Origin of the sequence: Prochlorococcus marinus XMU1402, from assembly GCF_017696205.1 — a bacterium.
Lineage (GTDB): Bacteria > Cyanobacteriota > Cyanobacteriia > PCC-6307 > Cyanobiaceae > Prochlorococcus_A > Prochlorococcus_A marinus_AC.
The window spans coordinates 365,957-387,582 of record NZ_JAAORD010000001.1; the positions used below are offsets into that span (position 1 = coordinate 365,957).

The following is a 21,626-nucleotide window of genomic DNA, read 5'->3' on the forward strand; positions in this document are numbered from 1 at the left end:
CACATCCAACTAGATGTTTCCATTAATGGCCAGATAGAAACGCAAGAATAAAAGTCAGGGATTTTCCAATAATTTTTCTTTCGGTTCAGCTGTTAAAAAGCTCTTACACAAATACTGATAGACAATGAAAATTATTAAGAGACTCAGATCGCTGCCAGGCGATTCACTGGGTGTTATACGCCGCACTCCGCCACTTGTTTTCGCAATGGCTGTCTTATCTCTCGGAGGTTTTATAGGCGCTTCCACAGTCCTTGTGAGAGGGTTCAGAACGGTTGAGAATACTATCACTGTTACCGGTGCAAGTACTGAAAGTTTTGAGAGTGATATCGCGAAATGGTCAGTCCAGGTAAAGACCTCAGGTAAAACTCAGATTGACTCATTTACCAAGCACAAGGAGTCCATTAATAAGACAATGGAATTCCTTAAAGCCAATGGAATTGAGGACAGTGTAAAGCAGGATGTTTATCTTGGCCCTGCGAGTATAAGTGAATATAAAACTAGGAATCCTAAGACTAATGAAATTATTAGAACTGAATGGATTACTTATCAGAATATTGAGATTGAAAGTAGGGATGTTTATAACATCCAGAAGACTCATAGTCAGATAACAGAATTGCTTGGGAAAGGGGTAAGGGTGAAACCAAGCCGTCCTGAATTCACCTATTCAAAGCTGGCCGACAAACGAGTTGACATGCTTGCAAAGGCGGCAAAGGATGCTCGAATCAGGGCTGAAGCTATCGCTCTTCAGGCAGGCTCTGAAGTGGGTGGATTAAAGAGAGTGAATACCGGAGTTTTTCAGATAACTGTTCCGAATTCTACGAAGGTAAGTAGTTGGGGTTCGTATGACACGTCGACTATCAAGAAAGACATCACTGCCGTTATGGGGGTGACTTTCGCGGTTAAGTAGTAGATCAGGGAGTCTTCTTTTTGCCTTTAAGGATCATCAGCAAAGGTAGACCAAAAAGCATCAGACCCCCATCAATTAATAAAAAAGTATTCAGATTCATCAATCCATTCCATCGGGAATATCCCAAGTAAGGGGTATTCCTTTTTTAACAGCATCTTTCTCTATCTGATCCATCTCTTTTCTAAGCTTGTTGTAATAGGCCAACTCTTCTGGATCATCAGAACCAAGACCATAATTCATGATCGCTGCAAGATAAATTTTATGCATTCGGTATGACGATAGTGACATTACTTAAGACAATCTATTTAAAATTATAAGATTGTTTTTATCCGCATTGCTTATCTTCACCATTAATACAGTATCTGGTGGCTTCGGTATTAAGTCTCATTTCACATGAAATTATCATTAAGGGTTTAACTGTTCCCTGCCCAAAATGTTTTGAATTGTAGTGAGAACAAATCCTACGTCTCGCACTCATCCAGTCTTTCCATAGTTTATCTTCATTCAATTCCTGTCTTAAATCCCAGTCTCTTTTATTTGCTTTCTCTGCGTAACACCTTGTATATTCTGGTGTTGCTCCTGTCTCTACACATTCAAAAGGATAATCTTCCCACTGTTTAGCGTTCCAGCTTTCAAAGGTGTGATCATGAGCCTTCAAAGGTATTTGTGAAAAGACTAATAATAAGGGTATTAGAAAGGTTTTTATCTTCATAAAAACTTAATATAGGGATTTTTATAGTATCTCAGATCCCAATCATTGCAAGGGATTACGTAACCCCCTCATAATACACGGGAAGAAGGGTTAAAAGACAAGAAATTGACAAGTTACTACTTACTGGATGTGTGTACATCATCATCGTAAGTACTGAAAATAACCACTCTCAACTACAACTAAACCACTTATATCTGATACGTGGGTATGTGTGTAAACACATAATGCACGTACTGTATATAGGTACCTTTAGTGTGATGGAGTGTATATTGTTTAAAACTGATTGGTTAGATGAGTAGTGAAGTAATGCATAAGGTAAGTGAGCAGAGATCAAGGAATATGTCTGCAATTAAATCGAAGAATACAAAGCCTGAAATCGCGGTAAGAAAACTTCTACATTCAATGGGATATAGATTCAGATTACATAGAAAAGATTTACCAGGTTCTCCTGATATCGTTCTGCCAAAATATAAAAAAGTAATTTTTGTGCATGGATGTTTTTGGCATAGGCATGAAAATTGTAAGTATGCTTCTACTCCAAAAACAAGAAAAGAATTCTGGGAAAGTAAATTTAAAGCAAACGTAAAAAGAGATAAAGAAATTCAGGAAAAAATAAAAAACATTGGTTGGCAATCTGTCGTTATTTGGGAATGTGAACTTAAAAGCAAAAAACAAATCAAACAAAAATTGTTAGCACTAAAAAATTATCATTAGACAAAGTTTTAAAAATAAATTTTCAAAAAAATCTGACTTATTTACTAAATCCTTTGCTTCTGGCTCTCTCTAATAATTTTAAGAGATTATTCCAATCTCTATCATTGAATTTTGAAATGCTTTTAGGTAGGGAACTTGCATTCCTTAACAAGATCCAGTCATTTTTTAATAACAAATTATTTTGATTACTAAATTCTAAAACTTTGGTCCAAAAGCTCCCACCATAGTTTATTACCTGCATTTGACTTGAAAATTCATTATCCATTTTCTTTAGTTTTATTCCTTCTTTTCTAATTTTTAAACCTTCAGATTTACTAATTGTGAAGCTATCAAATTTATCTGGTAGATCTAAATCAGTTTTTTTGAAAAGGTCCCAACAGGTCTTTTTCTTTGCATATTCTGTTCTATTTTTAATAGTCCCTTCGGGTGGGTTTTCAATATGATTCTGTGCCTCAAAACCGATTGATAATAAGATTTCCTCTAAATCTTCATTAATAGTTTGATTTTTCCATATTTTTTCAAAATTAAGTTCTAAACCTTTTTGTTTAAGAATCATATTCAATTTTGCGAGAGAGTAAGTTACGATATTTCTTCTATATCCACCCTTTTCATACCATTCTTGAGATGAAACTAATTTTTCAAAAATTCTGAAAATCAAAACCTTGCTCATTGAACTAATAAAGTATTGATCATTAAACTTTTTATTCTCTAGTCCTTGTTTATCCCACTCTTCTCGAATTAAGACAGAAAAATGTTGAAAACTTTTCTGTGCACCTTTACTAACTATATCTGGATAACCCTCAAAGCTATTAAGAACGATTGAAAGATCTGTCTTTGTAACTAGTTGTTTTCTGGGATAAATATTATCGAATGTTTTCCTCTCAGGCTTGGATTTTGATTGCTTTGCTTCAGCATATTCACCCCTTACTCTCTCATAGAACCAATAAGTTATTTGATTACTACCTGGAGCAGGAGGAGCACTTTTTAAATCAGATAATTTTTTAAATACCCTATGAAATGGATGATTTGAAAAGAAATCAGCTTTATTAACTTTATTTTGGCTATTAGCATATTCTGAGATTTTAGGAACAATTTCTTGAGATTTTTTATCTTCAACTACGGTTAGTTTCATCTGAACTTTGACATCTGATATATCAACATCTCTTTTGGAACTATAAAAAATTGATGCAGTAGTTTGACCACCATTCACAACTTGAAAATCATCAATTATGTCTATTGCAATACCGTGATTTGTAAGCGACTTTTTTATATTGCAGGCAGTTGCTGTAAGTCCGTTGTTATAGCAAAAAAACATACCAGGCTCATTTTCTATAGTTGTTTTAATACCATCATTTACACTTTTTTTCCTGGCTTGCAGAAAAACACGTACATTTTTTTCGAGTAATCTATTCCCAAATTTCTCATAAATCTTTGCGAGAGTTTCACCAGGCATGATGCATAAATAACTTTCACAAATATCATTTGGATTAGTCGCATTCAATGCAGATATAGCTCCTCCAAAATCTTCAAGTTTTATGGATATAGGTTCTTTCTCTTTTCCTGAATTTTTATATTGTTGTAATCTATTAATATCCCAACAAATAAATTCTGATTTGATTCCAAGAATAGGTAATGGGTGGAATTCTGTTTTCCTTATACTAAGAGATTTATTTGTAATAAATATAATTCTTATTTTTGAGATATCTTTCCATCTAAGGCGAACCATATCTGCAAATCCATATTCTGGACTTGAAACATCCATTTCATTAATGAAATCTTGGCTTAAACATTTAGATATGAAATTCCCAGATCTTTTGCAAACATTTTCAATATCTAATTTATTTACATTTTCGATAGTTTCTGAAGAAGAATAATCTGCAACAATTACATTCAACTCATTATCAGAATCAATAGGGTCGCTTCCATATCCATCGATCCTCATCCCCAATTTTTTAAAATAACATCTATCGGCATTATCAATTTCTCCCGCTGCAATTATTTCATCAGTAAAAACCTGAAAAAATGCTTCTTCAGTTAACGATCCATTCATTTCAGAAAATGAATTAACCTCGGCAGAAAGCCAATTTAAAGTTTCTTCAAGCGTTAGTTCCATTTAAAAATGATAAAAGGTTTTCCTTTGAAATTTCATATTTGTCTATTTGGTTCATAAAAATCGAATAACTTATATCTGTAAGAGCTGATGGAATTTTACGGCTTGTGATTGTAGGAAATGTATCATCTACTTCATAAAAACATATTTCATCAATTTCCCATCTCTCATCACTGTAGTCTTGTTGATCATTATATCCAACTTCTATCAATTTATTTGTAAACACATCCATAGATGAAGGATCATTTGATTCAAGTAATAAACCTCCTATTTTATTACACCAATCATTTAATGATTCAGCCTTTTCATTTTCTGACTTTACTATCCCGAAAACAGCAATAAATAATCTAGTTTTTGGTATAATATCAAGTTGATTCTCAGAAGATATTTTAATTGTAGGCTTTGCATTTGCTCTCTTTGTTTTTACTTCTACTTGAAATGTAGGAAACTCAAAATCCTTTGATGATTTTAAGGGTCCAAACCAATTGTCTACTGAAGTTTTTTCTCCAAAATACGGTATAAGGTAATCATTAAGAAAAAGTAATTCTCCGATTAGACCTTTTTGTTTCTCATCTCTTAATTTTTTCTCTCTCCCTTTTTGAAGAAGATATTGCCAACGCCAAGCTTTTTTTATAAAAATATTTAAAGCAACTTTTTCGTTTTTTTCAACTATAGAAGAAGAAATTATATCTTGTGCGTATACGTAAAATAGATCTTTATAGTTCTTGTCTAAAAGCTCTACACAAAGAAATTTAAAGTCCTGATTAATTGGATAAAAGTTGATGTAGTTGATCTTAGGAAATTTATTTTTTAAAGGAAGATTTGTGCTTTCATTTTTGATTTTAAAAAGTATACAAGGGTTATTATTTTTTTGTTCTACATACCAATAAAAATCATGATTTAAATTTTCATTTTCTGAATAAGGAAATCTCTTATTTGGTTTTATTCTGGCCCAAGGATCAGTCATAGTATTCCTCTTCTAGGTTTTCCTCTGAATCAGGGTCATCTAATTCTACTAAAGATAATTGTCTAAACCAAATATCATTGGCCCAATATTCTTCGACCTGTTCTTCAATCTCACTTACTGGAAATATTATTGAGTAAGCAGAAATAGTCATTTCTTTTGGGAGACCTACATCATATGATTCTGACGAGTCCATTAGATCGATAAAATGGAGAACCAGTAGAGGTTTTCTTCCATAGCAGTTGAATATTTTTGGGTTTTTCTTATCTTCAGGCTTGGCATAATCTATTAACTCTTCAATTTTTGATTGGGATAATCCTACCTGTGCAACTTTGCTTGAAGCTACTTTATTATTATCTGTCAATTTAAATTCTTCGTATGGTTCATTACCTCTTAATTTTCTTCTTATTGTATTAATTTTTAAGCCATTTACATTAATATTTTTCCTATTCTCCCCTGGAGATGGGATAAAAATATCCCAATTTTTTAATTCTCTATTCTCTCTCTTATTTATATAAGTATCTAAGGGGCCAGGATTAATTAATTGCTTTGAATAAGAGTTCGCTTCAAAATTAACAATGAATTTTCTAATAAGAGAACAATCAATATCTTTAATTAAATAACCCTTATCAGGAGATTTTATAAATTCTATTTCCTCTGTAATATTGTTCAAAGAATTTTTTATCAAGGAAGTAGCGTTTTCAAAATTAGAAGATAATTTTTTCTTATTGTTTGGAACGGCAAAAGTTTCAATAACTTTTCCGCTAAAATCTAAAATTGTTTTAACTTTTTCTGCTTTACCAGCTTTATTTCTTGCAGTAATTAAGAGAGAGTCTGGATGGCTTTTTACCTTTAAACCAAATTCAATAGGAGGTCTTCCAGATTGTTCTAGCTCTTTCAAATCCCTCATTAATTCTAGAACTGAGGATGTTACATGTTCGTAGTCTTCTTTCATATCTTCAGTCATCCAAATTCTACAAATGTCATCATATTCTGGCCTATATCCAAACCATCTCCCCATTTGTAAAAGCGTATCATACATCAAGGTATTTCTAAGAATATAAGAGTTAGTTAATCCATTTAAAGTTAAACCCCTTGAGAGTGAAAATCCGCCAATAACTATATATGATTTTGGAGAAAATTTTCTTTCTTTATCCTTATATTCAAGTCTTTCTTTTGAACGTTGATTTATTACTTTTACATCAATTCTTGGGTAGGTTTTTTTGAGAGAATTTAGGATAGAATTCCATCCCAAATTTACATTTTGAAAATACTTATTAAAAATTTCTTCATAGTCTAAAAATTCGATTTTTCGGGCATTACCTTTTAAGCCTATGTAAGATCTTATTTTCTTTTTGATATCTTTAACCTCATCTTCAATTTTAATTTTTAATAAATTTTGAACTTGTGTAAATCTACTTACATTAACCATCATACTGCTATCATTTTTTAACCAAATTCCTCTAATATTTTTTATTGCATCTTGTATGAAAAAACAAATTATTGCTTCTCTTAGACTTGGTGGAATTTCAGGGTCAAGATCTCTTTTATGAATTTTAGGATCTAAGGGAATATAGTTTTCACTATCAGTAATATGCTTGATTACGGTACTTTTAATTGTGCTTGTTTCAGAAAATATTTTTTTTGGACCAAAATAATTATCTGGAGGCTCTAGACCTACAATAAAATCTCTTGGAAATAAATCCTTAGATTTAAGATTTTCTTGAACGTATTCATGCTCATTATTTTCTTTAGATCTTTTATATGAAAAAATTAACTCTTCTGAATCAGGATCTATAAAGATATTTGCAAATGGAGTTGCTGTATATCCAACATAACTTGACCGAGAAAAAATATTAATAATCTTTCTTATTTGACTGTTTATCTTGGTTACTTCCCCTCTTTTATATTTAGTATTTATAGACGCGTTATCTGCTTCATCATCAATAATAAGAAGTGGGAGATTTATTTTATTCGAAATATCCACAGCGGGAGATCCTTCAAAAAAAGAAATAAGTCTTTGAAGAATACTTGTATTTTTTTTGATCACAAATATTAAAGGCTTTGTCTCACTTTCATCAATTATTATTGGATTTCTTCTGGCTGCAGCAATATCGAAATCGTAACTTCTAGAAGAAAATGGTCTAGGGAATACACGCCTACCAGTATTACGCCCAACGCCAACTTTTTTAAACCTCGCTGTTTTTAAGTCTCTATCACCTCCAATAAAACCTTCATTCACCCTTTTTTGTGTTTGATCTCTTAGGTTTTCATGAATCCCAGTGATAACGATAATTACTTTATAACCAAAATCAGCAGCTTTATTTATAAGACTTATATAATTAGCGGTCTTGCCACTTTGAACTGAGCCTACAACCATACCTCTCCTCTCCCAAAAATTATTATTAGCAGGATCTCCACAAAGACCTAATATCTTTTTAGTTGCCTGATCAATTCTTGAAACTACCTTACCAGGAAAGTTTTCTTCAGCTTTTAAATATTTTAAATAATCCTCTGAATATTGAATATCATTTTGAAAACTTTCTTCGATTCTTTCAGGAGTTAACCATTCAATAAAATTAGGATCATCTCCCTTAATGCATGAGGCCTCTTCCATTGAAATCCCTTCAATATTTTGTACTTTTTTTATTACCTTTTTTATTTCATTAATATCTAAATTTTCAAATATGGGAGAGTCCGCTAATTTATAAACTATTTCTTCGATCTGCCTCTCTTTACAGTCTCCTTCGTTTCTTACTAAAACAAGAGACATATCTAATAAGTTTTCAAATGATCCTAGAGAACTCATATCAAATCTTTAATTAATGGCCAAGATTCTTTAAAAGGCGAAAGCTTTTGTAAAGTTTCTTTCGCTTGAATTAACGTAACTTTATCATTTATTGTCAACTCTTTTATAAAGCTTTTTGCTGTAAGGATTATTTTTTCAAGTTCATCTTTTTCCAGATCTTTTGAATCAATTAAATTTATATTTTTATCGTCAGAAAAATCAGCATATATTCCTTCAGCTATTCCACCAATTCCTGCATCAATTAAATTGAGAATATTTTCGAGATTTTGTTTTGATTCATGATCAATATTTTTTAAAAAGCTTTTTATTAGTGGGTGCTCTCTGCTGACGGAATAAAAAACGCCTTCTTTATTAGCTTTTCTGTCCCAAATTGGAAGGATCTGCGTATTTGAGAGTCTTTGAACTCTATTATTAAAATTTCTTTCTGCAGGAGAGACTAATTCTCTAATAATATTTCTAAGCCGTTTCCTTATAAATGGAGGGGGAACAGCCTTACTTTTTTTTACATCAAGCTGCCAAATAACATCATTTGAGTTGTCAATATCAATTTTTACTCTGCATAATTTACGCTTGGGTGTTTTCTTTTCTAAACCAAACCATGTTGGTTCTGAAATTAGTCTTCCATTTCTATATAAATAGAAACCTTGATTAGCTAAATAGCCTTCTTTACCTGCATAAAGATTCCATTCCTCTTCTGTACATTTTTCTTTACTTGGTAAAGTAAAAGATTCAACCAAGCAACTTAAGTTTTTATCTTTTATATACTCCTGAGGGGAAGAAGTTGATTTTGATTTAAAAAAAGGATCATATGCATCGCATTCGATATTATTGACAAAAAATCTTATTTTATTTCTGTCTCCATTTATATATCTCTGAAAGGTTATTCCAACATGATTAGTTAAGTTATAAATTATATTTTCGAATGTTTCTTTCCCATTTTGCCTATCTTTCTTTATCAAAGTATCAATATTTTCCCATCTAACAGTAGTACCTTTGCAATCATCAGAATTTTCACACTTAGATATATCTAGTAGCCATTTGTTTTCCTTTTCAACTTTGTCTAGATCCCATATTGCACAAAATGTTTCACCCTTTTTAGTTGTTTTTACAACTAATCTTTTGCATTGAGAAAATGAAGCTGTTTTTAATCCTAATCCAAATCTCCCTAAATCTTCACCACTTCTTTTTTCTAAAGGGCTATGAGTTCCAGGCCTCATTGCTTCTCTTAGTTCATCCAAAGACATTCCTTTCCCGTTATCTTTTATTTCTATGATTGGATCTACACCTTCCCATAAGCAGTTTATTTCTATTTGCGATGCTTCTGCTGATATTGAATTATCTAAAATATCAGCAATCGAATTATTAAATGAATATCCTAAGCTTCTCATGCTCATTATCAGCGAGCTCGCTCTTGGTGTGACCTCTTCTTCAGCCAAAAATCTAATACCCCTTTTCTTTTTTAAGTGAATCTTTAACGAAAATATACTTTTTTTTTAAATCTTTCAACATGTTGTTATGGCTCTCCATTATTTTTTTCTTCGATGTTCTTATCAATATTTTTTTGTTTATTGAGTAAATTTATATATTCTTAAAATTCTTGATGCCGATCTTTAATATTTATTTGTATCTTTTCATGATGCAATTTGTGAATCTAATGAGGAAATTTTAGGAACTCCATGTTTGGAATTATCGAAATTTTTAGATGAAATCTCCTTGATTATTTTTTCAATAATTACCTCTTTTTTTTCTTGTTTTGATAAGGCAAGTAATGAGCAATAGCCTGTCCCCTCACTGTCTGTCTCTAGTAAATGACCTATATGTATATCTCTATTCATATTGCTGAATTTTAAGATTTCATGATCAATATCCATGATCTGAGAAATAATTCTGCTAATAAATATTGATTGTTTTATTTCTGTGGTTAATCCAACTGTAGCTAAAGCACCTCTTACGGAATTCCTTGAAAACAAATCATATTCTTTTCTTGCGATTTCACTCCAGTCAATTTCATCTTTTGTAAGTTCTTCAGCAATCAGTTCTAGTGAAGGGATATATTTTTCAAGACTAAAACTTTTTATTTTCATTTTTCTAGCTTTATCTTGCAGAAAAATCTCAGGAGCAGGCCAAAAGTTTTTTAATCTTTGGTAGGTATCTTTTTTCCTTCTTTCAAGATCTTTATCTCCTAAGATCGCAGGTTTATTTTTTTCTTTAGTATTTTTTTTAAAAGTCTCTGGAAGTAAATTTCCAAGACAAGCATTCCATGCCCTTATATTGCTTGGAATTATTTTTCTGCCTTCCCTTTTTTTTGTCCATATAAGTTCAACTTCTTTTTTATTTGATTCATACCAGTTAATAAGATTTTCTCTAAGTTTGGGCACTACATCAGATTGTGTAAATTCTTTCTCTTTTTTAATTGATTTCATTAAAGATTTACCGAGTTCGAAAGCAACAATCGGTGCAACAGCTTCTCCAATTTGGTGGAATCTATTTGAAGGCCCTCCATAAAAATTGAAACCATCAGGGAAAGACTGAACTCTGGCCGCTTCTCTTACTGATAGGGTTCTATTCTGGTGAGGGTGAATATACCAATAACCATCTTTTGACATATGTGCAGTTATTGTCAGACATGGTTCATCAGGTTTGAGGATATTGTATTTATCACCAAAACTCATTTTCTGATTTTGCTTTACTTGCTTACCCTCTCTGAAAGCTTTGCTCGTAACTGAATATCTTCTTTGCTCTTCTGATAATTGGGAATATTTGATCCCGGTTGATCGCATTAATTTAAATGTCTCAAGATCATCTTCCCTTACTTTTCTTATCAGATGGTCATGAATCATCTCGTCATCAATATCCAACCAATCCCTCATTAATTTCTGATAATCGTTTTTCGGTCCTTCATAGCTATATTTTTCATCCCACTTTTCATCCCATCCTCCTTTAAGAGGAGGGAGATCTGAAATCGCCTCGTCTAATGTGACTGCCTCTTCGACAGAATCATATTTTGGCTTTGGCCATTTCAAAGGAGCGCATTCATTTATTTTTGTTCCGGAAATAAATAATCTTGGCCTTAGTTGAGGTACTCCATATTGCCATGCATAAATTAATTTAGGATTTATGCGATAGCCAGCTTTCTCAGCTCTATTAATTATTGATCTATATATTTCCTGCTCACCTGTCTGCGCAATATCAGTAACATTCTCCATTAGAAAAGCTTTTGGTTTAACCTGCTCCACTATCGAAATAAATGATTCCCATAATTCTCTTCTATCTTCATTAAGTTCATGATGTTGAGCAGAAACTTCTTCGTTATGTTTTCTCCATTTGATATTTCGGGAGAAAGGCTGACATGGCGGACCACCTGCAATAAGTGATATTTCTCCACACTTATTAAGTTGTTCTGAAATTTCATTAATAACTTTTCTTTTGCTTAAATCACATTCATATGAACATCCACCAAAGTGATGTCTATGAGTCATTATTGAATCGTTTCTGATATCGCAGGCCAGTATTACATCAAAATTTGCACGATGCAGTCCAAGGCTCAAACCTCCAGCACCTGAAAAAAGGTCAACAGCAAAATAAGGTTCTTTTTTTATAGATCGAACTTTTGCTGCATATTCAGGAAGTTCATCAAAACTGCATGAATCTAGATGTGCCTCAAGTTCTGATGAAGGCCCTCTTACAGGACTTAGTCTGTGTGGATCACTTTTGCCTACTGCATTTTTATGAATCATGCGACCTCTTTACTCTGAGTATCAATTAACTGCTGGAGTTGTTCTTCACTTAAAAGATCAAGACATATTGAACCTCCAAGGGAATTTAGTTTTCTTATTGCACTTCTTATTTTGCTGTCTGGCAATTCAACTAGCTTTTCAGTAAGTATTCTATTTATCTTTGGGATCAGGCCAAATTCACGATCACTCAAACCAAGATGAAGTTCCTGACTGGTAAATAATTTTTTGACTAGGGAATAGTCAGAATGATCATTCTCCATCATCCTGTCGGCGGCAAAAAAAAGTCTCGAGAAAGTATTTCTGCCGTGTCCATTTATAGATGATGTTCCAAGAAATCTAAGTGATGGAACATGTTTCTTTCCAGTTCCAACAGTAAATCCATCTTCCGGATCAACCGGAATATTACCTCTCCATCTAAGCCACGGAATATTTGGATATCTTATTACGCATAGCCAGTGCCACATCCTCATATCAGTAAGAATATGAGAAGGCAGAGATTTGAATGTTGTATGAACACACTCAACTAATCTTGCATCCAGGTTTGCACCAATTACTTTTTCGAGAATAAGTTGATCTATAAGTGTTGAGAGATTCGTAAGATCAACCGTGCAGTTTACTTCCTCTACACTTACAGAATCTGGATTTCTTAAAGCAGAGATAAGTCCATTACTTATCAGAGGTGATTTCAATCTGAAGAGTTTTTCGCTCATGCAACCTCCTCTTTTTCAAGGTCAGTGGGAATCTCTGATTCAAAAATGCACCCTCTCGCCATTATTTCGGCCAATTCCAAAATCTTTGTTTCCTCCTGGATTATTGAACTCATTTTTAGAATAAACTTCTGAAAAGATTCGGGTGATCTAAGTTCATTAGCAAGAGCAACAACCGCCTCATGTGGAGAAATATTTGTTTCAAGAAGATTCTTGGAAAATAGAGATAGAGTCTGAAGTTGTGATGGCGGCAATTGCTCAACAATTTCTTCACTGCTCAGGTCACTGTTTATATTCAACATATTCTGGATGGAGTTCATCGAAATAGAAATAAGCATGGTCCAAACAGTGGAACAAATTGCGGTGAAGATGATATCTCTCTGAAGAGAATTGATATCTTTCCTCAAGGCCTTACTCATCAGAAGTTTTTTCAATGATGTAGTCACATCTGCATTCATTTCAATTACTGGAGGTTCACTTGGGATTAATCTCCATAACTGATCTTTACTCTCAGGGGGGAAAGATTGCCACTTTATGTTGAAGATTGAGTCGTTATTAGCTTCGGCGGTTGCGAAACGAATGGTGTGAATAAGACTCCTCCCAATTATCTGCCCCATTTCTGTGGCATAGCCGCTCCTTGATTTTTCTCCGGCAAATTGTTCTGTTCTTACAAGCAGAGCTTCTGCTCTGACTTCTTCTCCATTTAAAAAAGATATATAGGAAGTTTCGGAAAAGAAGAATCCACCACCGCCATCTTCTAAATTAATTATTTCTCTTCTACCTGTTGATCTGCTTATGAGACGACATATGAATTTAACCGGAGGCTTTTTCCTTTCTGTGGGATGAAGAGTTTCTTCCCATTCAAATGGAGCAGTTAGCAGAATTTCAAGTTTTGTCTTTTTAAGTTTGCCATTGAACTTGAAAGTAATTCCATTGCTTACTTCCTGAATCACCTCTTCAGAAATACTGTCTGGAGCTGTTATTCGAAATGCTCCATCAAGATCAATTGTTTTCCAAGGGACGAAATGCATGATTAACCCACCTTCCTGAAGCCTGCAATTTCAGGGTTTACTCCTGATGGAGGTTTGACTATGCACTCAAAAGGAACTGATGAAAATTGGTTTTCAGCAGAGAATACAAATCTCCTTGAATCAGAATCGTCATATGAAATATATTTTTCACTCCCCATAATTCTCATATCACTTATTCCCCACATTTCTCCCTGGCCACTGTCTGCAATGCTCTGGAAAGATAAATATACTTTTGCAGTTCTGTTTGATTCACCTGATCGTACTAATTCGCCGGCTATTCTCCATCCATTGGCTTTTTTAATGAAGCAGCATTGATCTCTATCTATAACAACTTCAAGTGCGGAACTTTTTGTCTTGGATAGACTTTTCTTTTCTTTAATTCCTCTGCCAAGATTAATCATTCTTTTAAGCATTTCTGGTCCTTCATCTGGAGGTGCAATAAAAGAAGTCAGTAAGTTCTGAATGAGGATCTGCCTTAGTTCATATCTGATTCCTCTAAGTCTGTTGGCATGACCTCTCCATGTATAACTTTCTCTCAGTCTTCTTGTTGTGGGCAGCCAGTCATCATGAGTCACTGGCTCACCTGCACGGAAATATTCTTCAGCGAATGCGTTATATTCCCTGCTTAACTCTGTCTTGTCAGATTTAGCAATCTCATTCAATGATGTACCTACAAATGCAGCTGCACAATAGGAACCTCCATCACTTAACTTTGCTCCTTCGGCATAATCTATAACCATTCCAGAACCCCTTATAAGTGCAATGGTTGAACGGCATGGCAGACATTCCTCATTGGAAGAGACTCTTGCAACTCCAAGTCTGACAGTACTTTTAAGCTCATCATGAAGAAGTTCAGGATTGTCTGAGGGTTCCACTCTTCTAGGTATGGGAAACTCAACATCAATTGAGGAACTGTCGCCTGGGAATAATGATTTTGCACCTTCATAAGGTTCGACTCTTCCGCACTCAACGAATGGAGACCATATTTCATCTGCACGCGCTTCAGATATATATTCAGCTGATTTCCCCTCTTCCCGAAATACTCTTGCTTTGAAATCAAGTCTTTCCCAGCTGATTGCAGGCCAGAACCATTTTGATGCAGCTTTTGTGAAATCTCTGCAGAGCTCCTCGGGATCTCTTATCCCTGATGAACCGGTATCATCACGATCAGGTTCGTGAAAAGTTGGAATGAGGATAGTTGTTCCGCACTCAGTTTCATTGTCACGATTGAGAAGAATTTTTTCTGCATCTCTTTCTTTCATCCAGATGGATTCCGCAATTGGAATACCATCTTTTTCACTTTCAGACCCCATATAGGCACCATCAAGCCATGATTTCCCGTCCATTTCATGAGCAGGAATTTCGCTTCTTCCAAAAATTCTTAATTTCTTTCTGCCTTCAATTCTTGATGAGAAAAGAACAGTGAATATTCTTGAATGCATCCAGCTGACTGCCTTCCCCAGTCCAAAGCTTCCTCCTAGCCCAGACTCTTTTCCGGTTGAAAAATTCTGCACACATAGTTTACGGAAATTTCCTTTCTCGTCCCAGTCATCACCTGTCAGACCATCAGTTCCGTAATCACTTATTTTCAGACAGACAAGATCAGATGATTTCATTGATTCAAGTCCGGCCTTCAGGGTAAGGGCAGTTCCACTTGAACCTTTCACTGATGAAAGATGAGGAATAAGAGTTTCACTGTTGATTGATTTAAGAAATTTCTCTTTTTTCTCTCCCTTAAGCACAATCAGATCAAAAAATATTTTCACCTTTTTATCCTTTCTCTGATCGAGACTGTTCTGACAGATTTCTCTTACAAGTGTTTCCAGCAGTGATCGTTTTCTCTGTGACCCACCTGCTTCAAAAATCTCACTCGCGGCATTACCACCACTGGATCTACCCTGTCCAAGCGATGGTGTCCCAATCCATTTCAGTTGTGTCTTTGCTGTTTTCAAATCCCCTTCAGACACTATATAAAGCGTTAATAAATAATAGATGCCACGATCAGATTGTCATCTCAAGGCCAGAGAATTGCAACATTTAGAAGCCATATTATAAATATTAATCATAAATTTCTTTACAGATTTTATACGCTCTATCACTTGCAATAACCCCCTATGGGGGACTGCCCATCTGTTGCGGTCAAATTATTTATAGGGATTGCTGTAAATTATCTTCAGTCCACTTAAATCTTGTACTTATACATCTATATCTTTTGATGTTGAAATCAGCTGGAGTTCAAATTATATTGTAGAAATTCTAAGCTTATAAATGACCGACAATTGCGAGGCGAGATGGAAACCCACTCAAAATCAGATTGATGATTTAATACTCCCCGCATATACAGAAATGGCGAAGAAGAGTGTCGAATATATAACTAAGTTTAAATGTCCTTCGGGGTAAGTGGCTGACATGCTCAGAGATATTGCAGATGCCCTAGAATCTTCTCATCCTGAATCTGAAAGTGATTGTTCATGCTGTTAAATTCTGAACTGAATTAAATATTTCCTGTATTAGTTCTATACAGAAACTGATAATGATTAGACTTTTTCTGAGATTTTTCTTTGAAATTACTTGTCTTTATTGATTTTTGTTTATAAAAATGTAGTTATCGGCACAAATTTTAGAACTTTAATATTTTGGGACTATATAAAGTAAAAACCTTACATAAGGAAAAATCATATTCTTTTTCAAGAATCGGACCTGATATTTACGGCTCCACTCATCCTCAGAATTTATTATCTGAAATTAAGGAAAGAGCAGAATTTCTTTATGAGTTATTGGATAGGCACGTAATTTCCATAGACCCCTTCAGCAAAGATTGTCTTCTACAACTTTTCAGGCTGGCTGCAAAATTCGAAAGTAACCCAAACAGATATATTTCCCATAACAGTCCCCTCAAGGGAAAGATACTCATAAATGCCTTCTATGAACCAAGCACACGAACAAGGTTATCGTTTGATAGCGCATGGCACAGGCTGGGCGGCGATTCAATAAATATCACCGATAAAAGTTCCACTGGAATTGCCAAGGGAGAAACCCATCTGGATATTGCTCATATGTTTAATAATTACGGTGACTGCGTTGTCCTCAGAGAAAGTGACAATGAGGCGATCTTTGAAATGACAAAATCATTGAGAATTCCAATAATAAATGCCGGTAACGGAATCGATGAACATCCCACTCAGGCGATGTCTGATCTTTATACTATTTTTAAATGGAGACCGCATCTGGTTAACAAATCAATTAATGATAGTGAAAAAATAACCATTGGTATCATCGGAGTTCCATCACGTATGAGAACAGTCAGATCTCTTCTGAAATTATTCTGCAAGTTTCCATATTTCATAAAAAAAATTATTGTCATTTACGATGACAAATCAATTGATCAGAACGATTTATTTGATGAAGGCCAGCTTGAACAACTTATTGAATCTGATCTGAAGATTGAGCTGGAGACGGATATGCAAAAAGTATTACCTTCCCTGGACGTTACCTATATAAATGCAATTGCATGGGTGGGAGAAAATTACGAGGTTCATGGAAGTTCATTTAAATTGCACAGTGAGTTGCCATTTAAAAAAGATTCCATAATATTGCATCCACTTGCTCGTGGTCCTGAATTGTCAACATCATTGGATCAGACCTCAAAAAATTGGTATTTTGCTCAGTCAAGAGGAGCGGTATTTGTAAGAATGGCATTACTTACCTGTCTGATGGATAGAACAACAAGAGTGATGGATGTCGTTTAACTAGATGTGTGGAATAGGCGGGGTTTTTAATAAATCAAAAGATAAATCTGTTGAACCTCAGATTCTTGTAAATATGGCGGCTATTCAAAGCCATCGTGGACCTGACGGTTTTGGATATAAATTATCAGATGGTGCTTCTGTAGGATTCTGTCATGCGAGATTATCAATAATAGATTTAAATGAAAATCGAGCCAGACAGCCTTTTGTTGGTGGTGCCGAAAATCATATTCTGATGGCGCATAATGGTGAATTTTATGACTTTCAGAGAATCAGGGCTGATCTTGTTGCACAGGGGGTAAGCTTTTCTTCAAAAAGCGATTCGGAAATATTACTTAGGCTTTATGAGAAATATGGCATTGATGAATCATTATCTTATCTGCGAGGAGAATTTGCCTTTTCATTGTTTGATGCAAAACAGGATTGTCTTTATCTTGTAAGAGATCGTTTTGGGATTAAACCTCAATATTGGATTGAGACCAATGATTCCTTAATATTTGGCTCTGAATTAAAAGTATTATTTGCTCATCCATCAGTTGAAAGAAAATTTACGGGTGAAGGACTGGTTCATCAATTGATGCAGGTAATGGTACCTGGCTCTACAGCATTTGCCGGTGTTAAACAAGTTAAACCCGGATATATCCTTAAGGTCAAAAGAGTAAATAATAAATTTCAGATAACAGAGGAAAAATTCTGGGATATAAATTTCCCTAAGAAAAACACTTATGAAAGAGATAAAAGTGAAAAATATTTTATTGAAAATATTAGAAAAGAATTGTTGAGAGCAGTTGAATTAAGAATGGTCGCTGATGTTCCTGTCGGCTGTTATTTGTCCGGTGGAATTGATAGTTGCTCAATTTTGGGATTGGCTTCTGCCATAAGTCAAAAATCAGTAAAGGCATTCACGATTGGTTTCAGTGATGAAAGATATGATGAAACTTCGATAGCAAAAGAGATGGCTGTCGCCACCAATGCAGATCATGAGATTTTAAAAATAAATGGAGATGATCTGTATGGGAATTTTGAAAAGGTTCTATGGTTTACTGAAAGATCTATTTATAACACCCTTGCAATTGCAAAGTACCTTATGAGTAAAAGAGTGAATGAACTCGATTATAAGGTCGTTATGACAGGAGAGGGCTCAGATGAATTGTTTGGGGGCTATCCCGCTTTTAGAAAAGATATGTATACCTATGGGGTCGGAATTTCTAATTCAGAATCTGAGAATCTTAAAGAAAATCTGGAAAATTCAAATGATATTTTCAAGGGCGCGATGCTAGCTAATGAAGAGATAAGTAATAAATCTTTCAAGGAATTTTTAGGATTCACGCCAAGTTGTCTTCAACCTTGGCTTGCATGTGAAACTTATGCGAAAAGTCTAGTCTCAAGTAAATATAAAGAGATAACGGAAACTTATGATCCCGGGGCGGCAATTTTTGGAGAACTTGACCTTGCACAGTTAGAAAATAGATACGCAATTGATCAGGCTCAGTATGTTTGGATGAAGACTATGCTTGAGGGCCAAATTCTCACATGGGGTGGAGATAGAGTGGATATGTCAAATTCAATGGAAGCCAGACCTGCATTTTTAGATCATCACCTAGCTGAAGCTGCCGTTGCTGTCCCCCCTGAATTAAGGATTAAAGACAATGTCGAGAAGTATGTTTTAAGAGAAGCCATGTCAGGATTGCTGCCTGAATCACTATATAAACGTGAAAAATTTCCTTTCATGGCTCCCCCCTCCCATGCAGATAAAGATAATTTAAGTTCTATGCAGGAAATTGTGAATGAATTTTTAAGTCCGGAGAGGATAAGAGAATTTGGAATCTTGGATGAAACAGAAGTAAATGATTTGCTGAATAAATTTTTTAGTTCAGAGATTGATGCCTCAGAAAAAGTACAATTGGATGCAATAATCAATCATCTTTTAAGCGTTCAGATCTTATATAAGATTTTTATAATTGAGGATATCCCAGATAAGGCTCAAAAGATGGCTGATAATTTGGGCTGGAAAGTTTGAATTCGTTTCTTAAATTAATTTCTGAAAAGGTGTAAACCAATACAGGTTTTATTTGAAAAATAAGAGACCTTAAATAGGCTTAAGTAATAGAAGTATGAGTTATAGCGCTGGGTTAAATATCCTAGAGCCACAGGTAATAAATAAGGAGAGAATCCAAGACTTGATAAATTCTTTTTCTTCAATCGGAGCTTCTGAGAATGGTTCTGTTTCAAGAAGAGGTTTTTCTGATGAAGATATATATGCAAGAAATTTTTTTATGACAACCCTTAAGGAATTAGGTTTGAAAATAAGAATTGATACTGCAGGAAATATTATTGCAAGATTAGATGGGCATGATAATAATCTACCTCCCATTGTTACCGGATCTCATCTCGACACTGTTCCAAAGGGAGGTAAGTATGACGGAACTTTAGGAGTGATTGCAGGAATTGAAATTGCTTTTTTTCTTCAGGAAAATGACATTAAATTAAATAGACCATTTGAAATAATTGTCTTTGCTGATGAAGAATCGACAATGATTGGTTGTAAAGGCTTTACAGGTAATTTATCTGTTAAAGAAGAAGATTTTGTTACCAGTAATTCTTGCTCCATAATTAATAATCTTTCTCGGATTGGTGGAAATTGGCTTGAGATTAAAAGTGCGGCAAGAAGTAAAAAAGATATATTCGCTTTTCTTGAATTACATGTTGAACAGGGAAAGGTACTTGAAGATGGTGGTTTGGATATCGGAATTGTTAATGGAATAGTAGGTCAAAAAAGGATAACCGTTAGGGTTAAAGGTCAGGCAAATCATGCAGGAACTACCCCGATGTCAAATAGAAGTGACGCACTTTTGGCCGCCTCTAAAATTATTGTTGGCATTGAACAGATAGCTAAAACTACTTCTGAAAGTGCAGTCGCAACTGTCGGTAAATTGAAATTACATCCCAATGCGGCAAATGTTATTCCAGGAGAGGCAGTATTCACAATAGATATGAGAGATTTGGATGAAGATGTGATTGGGAACATGAGCTTAAGAATTGAGAATCTATGCTCAGAAATTCAAGAAGGTACTAGATGCGTAGTACAGATAGAACCTCAATTTGAAGTGATCCCCACTAAGTCATGTCCTAAATTAGTGAGCTCTTCATTTCATGAATCTGAAAAGTTGGGATTTAAAACTGGAATCTTACCAAGCAAAGCAAGTCATGACTCACAAGAAATAGGAAGGATCTGTCCTATGGTTATGATCTTTGTCCCAAGCAGAAATGGTCTGAGTCATTCCTATAAGGAATATACTTCTCTTGATCAATGTGCTAATGGTATTGAGGTTTTATTAAATACAATATTTTTCATTGATAAGAATTTTTTAGACAAGCCACTAATGATATAAATGACATTTTCAATTATTGGTTTTGATCCTTTAAAAAATAGATTTGGTGTTGCAGTTTCTTCTTGCCATATAGCTGTTGGCTCAACAGTTTCATTCGTTAGATCACAGGTTGGTGCTGTTGCAACTCAAGGGCAAACTAATCCTTATTTAGGAATAAGAAGTCTTGAGTCACTCCAATCTTGCTCTGATTCGAAAATTGTTTTGGAAGATTTAATTAAAGAAGATTTTGGAAGGGAAAAAAGACAGGTTCACTTAATTGATAAGTATGGGAGAAGCGAATGCTGGACAGGTCAAGAATGTTTTCAGACAAGCGGACATATTAGTGGAGAAAACTTTTCTGTAGCTGGCAATTTTCTAGAGAATATTGAAGTTCTTGAGGTGATGGCTGATGTTTTCAAACAAAGTGATCCAAATATTAAATTAGGGAAAAGACTACTTGATGCTCTTAATGCAGGAGAAAGTGTAGGTGGAGATAAACGAAGCCTCCGTTCAACCTCAAGCGCTCTAAAAGTTAGTGGAGAACTAGGCTTTCCTCTTTTAGATCTGAGAGTTGATTATCATGATTCCTCTGTAGATGAACTAATTAGAATTTATAAACATAGTCAAAGTGAGTGGGCCCAGGAATGGAGAGACTCAATGAATGACCTGCCTGAAATGAATATGAAACGGGAATTTAGGGTTGCTTAAACTTTAATTATTATTTTCAAATTTTTACAAAATGAAAAGCGACCCACCTCTCCGAAGTTGCTAAAGATTAGCAAATTCTCGTTTTATATCGATCGCTAAAGACCTATTAA

Annotated in this window: 16 protein-coding genes; 6 read left to right on the forward strand and 10 right to left on the reverse strand. The window is 34.4% G+C overall.

Annotated elements, in window-relative coordinates; all coding sequences use genetic code 11:
- Window positions 1-124: 124 nt before the first annotated feature.
- Complete coding sequence (locus tag HA141_RS02085) at window positions 125-907, forward strand: SIMPL domain-containing protein (RefSeq protein ID WP_209116490.1); 783 nt, start codon at window positions 125-127, stop codon at window positions 905-907.
- Between the two features lie 99 nt (window positions 908-1,006).
- On the opposite strand, the gene HA141_RS02090 is transcribed toward HA141_RS02085, so the two are convergent.
- Entirely contained in the window at window positions 1,007-1,195 is a 189-nt protein-coding gene (locus tag HA141_RS02090; protein ID WP_209116491.1) for a hypothetical protein, read from the reverse strand.
- 37 nt (window positions 1,196-1,232) lie between these two features.
- A complete protein-coding gene (locus HA141_RS02095) occupies window positions 1,233-1,619 on the reverse strand; it encodes a hypothetical protein (protein WP_209116492.1) in 387 nt (128 codons plus the stop codon).
- 291 nt (window positions 1,620-1,910) lie between these two features.
- On the opposite strand from HA141_RS02095, the gene HA141_RS02100 reads away from it, so the two are divergent.
- Window positions 1,911-2,333: a very short patch repair endonuclease gene (locus HA141_RS02100; protein ID WP_209116493.1), complete on the forward strand. Its 423-nt coding sequence runs from the start codon at window positions 1,911-1,913 to the stop codon at window positions 2,331-2,333.
- Window positions 2,334-2,370: 37 nt separating this feature from the next.
- On the opposite strand, the gene HA141_RS02105 is transcribed toward HA141_RS02100, so the two are convergent.
- The 8 genes from HA141_RS02105 to HA141_RS02140 all read right to left on the reverse strand — a co-directional run bounded on the left by HA141_RS02105 (window position 2,371) and on the right by HA141_RS02140 (window position 15,457).
- On the reverse strand, window positions 2,371-4,446 hold the full coding sequence (locus tag HA141_RS02105; RefSeq protein ID WP_209116494.1) for an AIPR family protein: 2,076 nt from the start codon (window positions 4,444-4,446) through the stop codon (window positions 2,371-2,373).
- Window positions 4,430-5,410 (reverse strand): PD-(D/E)XK motif protein, encoded by a 981-nt coding sequence (locus HA141_RS02110; RefSeq protein ID WP_209116495.1) that lies wholly within the window; start codon window positions 5,408-5,410, stop codon window positions 4,430-4,432. The genes HA141_RS02105 and HA141_RS02110 overlap by 17 nt, the downstream gene beginning before the upstream one ends.
- On the reverse strand, window positions 5,403-8,216 hold the full coding sequence (locus tag HA141_RS02115) for a Z1 domain-containing protein (protein WP_209116496.1): 2,814 nt from the start codon (window positions 8,214-8,216) through the stop codon (window positions 5,403-5,405). The genes HA141_RS02110 and HA141_RS02115 overlap by 8 nt, the downstream gene beginning before the upstream one ends.
- On the reverse strand, window positions 8,213-9,652 hold the full coding sequence (locus tag HA141_RS02120; protein WP_209116497.1) for an ATP-binding protein: 1,440 nt from the start codon (window positions 9,650-9,652) through the stop codon (window positions 8,213-8,215). The genes HA141_RS02115 and HA141_RS02120 overlap by 4 nt, the downstream gene beginning before the upstream one ends.
- Window positions 9,653-9,847: 195 nt before the next feature.
- The gene (locus HA141_RS02125; protein WP_245157254.1) at window positions 9,848-11,953 is read right to left on the reverse strand and encodes a DNA cytosine methyltransferase; all 2,106 of its coding nucleotides are present in this window, start codon (window positions 11,951-11,953) and stop codon (window positions 9,848-9,850) included.
- Complete coding sequence (locus HA141_RS02130; protein ID WP_209116498.1) at window positions 11,950-12,663, reverse strand: DUF6339 family protein; 714 nt, start codon at window positions 12,661-12,663, stop codon at window positions 11,950-11,952. The genes HA141_RS02125 and HA141_RS02130 overlap by 4 nt, the downstream gene beginning before the upstream one ends.
- Window positions 12,660-13,691, reverse strand: a complete 1,032-nt coding sequence (locus tag HA141_RS02135; RefSeq protein ID WP_209116499.1) for a hypothetical protein — start codon at window positions 13,689-13,691, stop codon at window positions 12,660-12,662. Before HA141_RS02135 ends, HA141_RS02130 begins: the two co-directional genes overlap by 4 nt.
- 2 nt (window positions 13,692-13,693) lie before the next feature.
- Window positions 13,694-15,457 carry a hypothetical protein gene (locus HA141_RS02140; RefSeq protein WP_348535303.1) on the reverse strand — a complete coding sequence of 588 codons (1,764 nt, stop codon included), beginning with the start codon at window positions 15,455-15,457 and terminating at the stop codon, window positions 13,694-13,696.
- 870 nt (window positions 15,458-16,327) lie between these two features.
- On the opposite strand from HA141_RS02140, the gene HA141_RS02145 reads away from it, so the two are divergent.
- The 4 genes from HA141_RS02145 (at window position 16,328) to HA141_RS02160 (ending at window position 21,516) form a co-directional block, all read left to right on the forward strand.
- Entirely contained in the window at window positions 16,328-17,440 is a 1,113-nt protein-coding gene (locus tag HA141_RS02145; RefSeq protein ID WP_245157255.1) for an aspartate/ornithine carbamoyltransferase family protein, read from the forward strand.
- A gap of 4 nt (window positions 17,441-17,444) precedes the next feature.
- Window positions 17,445-19,457 (forward strand): asparagine synthase (glutamine-hydrolyzing), encoded by a 2,013-nt coding sequence (gene asnB, locus HA141_RS02150; protein WP_209116501.1) that lies wholly within the window; start codon window positions 17,445-17,447, stop codon window positions 19,455-19,457.
- A gap of 94 nt (window positions 19,458-19,551) precedes the next feature.
- The gene (locus tag HA141_RS02155) at window positions 19,552-20,829 is read left to right on the forward strand and encodes a M20 family metallo-hydrolase (protein WP_209116502.1); all 1,278 of its coding nucleotides are present in this window, start codon (window positions 19,552-19,554) and stop codon (window positions 20,827-20,829) included.
- Window positions 20,830-21,516: a DUF1028 domain-containing protein gene (locus HA141_RS02160; RefSeq protein WP_209116503.1), complete on the forward strand. Its 687-nt coding sequence runs from the start codon at window positions 20,830-20,832 to the stop codon at window positions 21,514-21,516.
- Window positions 21,517-21,626: the final 110 nt, after the last annotated feature.

Excerpts from the sequence above, each read along its gene's own strand:
- HA141_RS02085 (WP_209116490.1), top strand. The coding sequence starts at position 125 with ATGAAAATTATTAAGAGACTCAGATCGCTGCCAGGCGATTCACTGGGT.
- HA141_RS02090 (WP_209116491.1), bottom strand. The coding sequence starts at position 1,195 with ATGTCACTATCGTCATACCGAATGCATAAAATTTATCTTGCAGCGATC.
- HA141_RS02095 (WP_209116492.1), bottom strand. The coding sequence starts at position 1,619 with ATGAAGATAAAAACCTTTCTAATACCCTTATTATTAGTCTTTTCACAA.
- HA141_RS02100 (WP_209116493.1), top strand. The coding sequence starts at position 1,911 with ATGAGTAGTGAAGTAATGCATAAGGTAAGTGAGCAGAGATCAAGGAAT.
- HA141_RS02105 (WP_209116494.1), bottom strand. The coding sequence starts at position 4,446 with ATGGAACTAACGCTTGAAGAAACTTTAAATTGGCTTTCTGCCGAGGTT.
- HA141_RS02110 (WP_209116495.1), bottom strand. The coding sequence starts at position 5,410 with ATGACTGATCCTTGGGCCAGAATAAAACCAAATAAGAGATTTCCTTAT.
- HA141_RS02115 (WP_209116496.1), bottom strand. The coding sequence starts at position 8,216 with ATGAGTTCTCTAGGATCATTTGAAAACTTATTAGATATGTCTCTTGTT.
- HA141_RS02125 (WP_245157254.1), bottom strand. The coding sequence starts at position 11,953 with ATGATTCATAAAAATGCAGTAGGCAAAAGTGATCCACACAGACTAAGT.
- HA141_RS02130 (WP_209116498.1), bottom strand. The coding sequence starts at position 12,663 with ATGAGCGAAAAACTCTTCAGATTGAAATCACCTCTGATAAGTAATGGA.
- HA141_RS02135 (WP_209116499.1), bottom strand. The coding sequence starts at position 13,691 with ATGCATTTCGTCCCTTGGAAAACAATTGATCTTGATGGAGCATTTCGA.
- asnB (WP_209116501.1), top strand. The coding sequence starts at position 17,445 with ATGTGTGGAATAGGCGGGGTTTTTAATAAATCAAAAGATAAATCTGTT.
- HA141_RS02155 (WP_209116502.1), top strand. The coding sequence starts at position 19,552 with ATGAGTTATAGCGCTGGGTTAAATATCCTAGAGCCACAGGTAATAAAT.
- HA141_RS02160 (WP_209116503.1), top strand. The coding sequence starts at position 20,830 with ATGACATTTTCAATTATTGGTTTTGATCCTTTAAAAAATAGATTTGGT.